A 3,870-nucleotide genomic window follows, 5' to 3' on the forward strand; every position below is an offset into this window, starting at 1 on the left:
TCGATGTAACACAGAAGTGGAATACCTGAGAGACTCCATTCTGGCGGGTTTCAAAGTCCTTTATGCTTCGTTAGATGCTTTCAAAATAGAATCACTATTCGCTTCAATCATCTGCCTTGCCTACAGCTCTTTGAACTCCCGCTGAAAGATCACATATTTAATAGGATTGGTATAATACTATTGTTGATATCAAGCAGACTAATCGAAGCAGAGAATAAGGTTTGAGTGTTTTTGAAATAAAACCAAACTCCTTGGCGTTTTCTTTAGAATCTTGACAGCGAAACACGGTACCATCAAAGGCAAGGGGGGCCTAGCGCGTTATTGTCCTCCAAAGCTTGCTTAAACCAAGCTACGATAGTGGGTTTAAAATAGTGATTAAACCACCATTACCCTACGAAAAATGGTCTGGATAGATTAACAACCTAGTATAGATTTAAACAGCATTGCACCGTTAGAAATAGATACAGTCTCTGGTAAAACCAAGTTTAAGCTATTACTTAATTGATATGTTGTAATTGAATGTGAGCTAATATTGTTAAAGAAACACAATTGGCTATATTAACTCACACATGTCTAATATATTTTAAGACAATTCACACTTAAAACAGCATTACCCTTTATTTTTCAATTTGAACTGATCAAGTAATTCAGTCAGTTCGACTGATAAATCTGAAAGTTCACCGGCTGCTAAAGCACAATTCTCTGAAGTTTGGCTATTTTGGTGGGTAACTTCATCGATTTGACTAATCCCTATGCTGACCTGATCAGCTCCTGAAGATTGTTCATTTGCGGCCTCGGCAATAGAGTGAACTAATTCTGCAACAGTACCCGTGTTGAGAACAATGTCGGCTAACACTTCTGAAGTATTTTGAGATAATTGAATACCTTTCTGTGTTCTTTGGGCGGAAATTTTTATCAATGCTGCTGTTTGTTTCACAGCATCAGAACTACGTCCGGCTAACTGACGAACCTCATCCGCAACAACTGCAAACCCTCGTCCTTGTTCGCCTGCCCGAGCTGCTTCAATGGCAGCATTTAATGCGAGTAAATTAGTTTGTGCCGCGATTGACTCTATAGTGGTAATAATATTATTTATATCAACTCCTGATTCTTCAATTTCTTTCATTGCGGCTTGCAGCTCCACCATTAAAGAATTGCCAGTTTCGGCAGCTTGTGCGGACTGTCTGGATAATAGGCTTGCCTTGTCTGCATTATTGGCACTTTCTCTGATTTGGGCTGCTATCTGTGTTACTGTTGCGCTGATTTCTGTTACCGCTGAAGCAGATTCAGTAGCCCCACTGGCTAAATCATGGCTCATATCAGAAACATTATTAGCATTCTGTCCGATATTTTGAGAACGTTGTCGAATTTGCCCCACAAGATTGTTTAAATCTAGGATCATTTGATTAAGTGCTTGTCCTAGCTGGTCGTTTGCTGATGCCATTTTAACGCTCTGGCTCAGGTCTCCTTTTGCGATGTAATCTGCAACTGTCACATGTTTGTGTAAAGTATCAGCCATTCCATCTAGTGCGACTGCTAGCTGTCCAATTTCATCTTTACTTTTATATTTTAGACGCTTATTGAATTGCCCTTGGGCAATGGTTTTTGCCATATCAACCGCGGAAAGGATTGGTCTAGTAAGACTCTGTGCGATTAGATACATTACAACTATCGCAATAACTGTAACGAATAAGCCTATGAGAATTTGCCAGTAAGTATTTTCTGTATTGTTCTCAGCAATTTCTTTGGTCATTGCATTAACATCGCTAAAGACTAAATCTTTCTCCAACCTAATAACGATCCCCCATTGAGTGGCGCTGTTACCAAGTGTTATCGGAGTCAACACATGTAGTAGACCTGTTTTCTCATCCGTATATATTGTCTCTTTGCCTTGACGAATCAAATTATGAATTTTATCAGCATCATTTTTATAAAGTTTGTCTAATGATTTTCCAATTGCGTTAGGTTGTTTACTTGCAGCGATGACTAAGCCATCAGATGTAATAATGGATACATCGGCTTTTTTGGGATAAATGGCCTCTGCGACCTCTTTACTAATTTTTTGCACAAAATCAAGGTTATAGTCGGCACCAGTTACACCTAAGAACTGATTGTTAACAATAACTGGAACTGATAATGTGGCTAACCAAACATTTTTACCTTGAACAACATAAGACAATGGTGCCGTTACCGTTTGATTACGATTTTTTCGTGGATGTTGATACCAAGCCCCTTTAATAATGCCGTTTGGGTGTCTATCGGTCGAATCATATTCCACCAGAGGTTGTACATTCAACATACTACCATTTCGAACCCAATAAGGTGTGAAACGTCCTGTCTTGCTATTGTTTCCATAATCGCCGTTAAGATATTGGGCATCATTATTATCAAAGGCATTTGGTTCCCAACAACTATATGTACCATTTAAATCAGAATTACTCTTTAATGCTTCGCTCAGCATTTTATTAAAGATATCACGATTTACTATGCTATTTCCCCCAGAATGTATTGCAATGGCTGTGTCTGCTAAAGTTTGGGCTGTTTGCATTCCTTTTTCTAGTCGACGACTAATCGACTGTGCATTTTTAGACGCCACACTCTGCATTCTGTCGAGAGTAATGCGTTCTACTAACGATGATACGGTCTCATTTATTTTTTGATTGTTTAGTATTGAAGAATAAACGTTATAGACCACTAATATAGAGGCTGTAACAAGTAACCCCACACCAGCATAAAATGCTATTTTTGTTTTGATTGATTTGAATTCCATCGATATTCCTCATGTGTGAGTTTAAGATGATCTGATATTAGTCGTTCTAATTGTCGAATTGATTTAATATTATAGATTACTTGTACTTATTGTAACAAATAATGTTTTGGATCAAATTGAACTAGGTCTTGTTGAGCTTTGTTCAGCAATACATCAAAAGCCACATTAGTGTGAAAGCCTGTAAAACTATAATATAAAATTTTTCCTGAACACCCATAAATTTAGCCATACTTAAATACCTCTGTAACATAGGAGCTGTTCAGAGTACGACATAAATAAATCGAGGCACCATGTCTTCAAGCGAGAATTTTCTATTAAAACGATAGCAATAGTCTATTAAATATCAGGGTAAATATTTTGGAATAGTCGAACGATAAATCATCATTGCATTTTTTACATTCCTTTTCATTGTATTTACCTAAATAAATTAAATTGTTGTTTGGTGGCACGTTCAGGACTGGCACTTGGAACAATATTGAAATGGCTACATTCCGATTCTTTTACCGCGAAAAGCAAGCGAGCCTATCTGATACCATAACCTCCTTTGGCTACATGTTGTTTTGCCCAGCGTTCTACCTCAGCGAAACGGAACCTTTTCACAACATTAAAGTTCATGTACATAGGATAGCTTGAAACCACCGCAAAAAAGTTAATTTATTCTCAGAGCTTCTTCTACGTTCACCCCATAAGATACATTATCAATTTCGATCATGCCTGATAACTGACATTTTTCATCTCGTTCTTCCATGACTTTTTGTTTAATCTTCCAAGATGCATTGTAATAGACACTAATTTGACGCTTAAGAAATAAGGTTGAAATACAGACTTTTTCTTTTAACTGGGTAACTAAGTTAATACTTATTAATCGGATAGTTAATGGTAGTCTTGAGTGTTAAAGTTGGGTGTTTTTTTCAGTGATGTTTGATGATGATAAATATTAAATTGGTAACTTTAATCGCTTGGTGAAGAACACTGTTGTGGTTGAATTAGCCGGACACTTCAATAAAGGAATATAATAATGCCATTATTGAGGTGAATATGACTAAACGAATAAATAAACAATATCCAGATGATTTTAAAAAAGAAGCTGTCGCTTTGGT

1 protein-coding gene is annotated in these 3,870 nt (G+C 37.0%); it reads right to left on the reverse strand.

Going from position 1 to position 3,870, the window contains the following annotated elements; all coding sequences use genetic code 11:
- Positions 1 to 610 precede the first annotated feature (610 nt).
- Positions 611 to 2,770 carry a methyl-accepting chemotaxis protein gene (locus ACWXWT_RS20065; protein ID WP_456043336.1) on the reverse strand — a complete coding sequence of 720 codons (2,160 nt, stop codon included), beginning with the start codon at positions 2,768 to 2,770 and terminating at the stop codon, positions 611 to 613.
- Positions 2,771 to 3,870 lie beyond the last annotated feature (1,100 nt).

The sequence above is a fragment of the Shewanella sp. A22 genome (genome assembly GCF_053850585.1).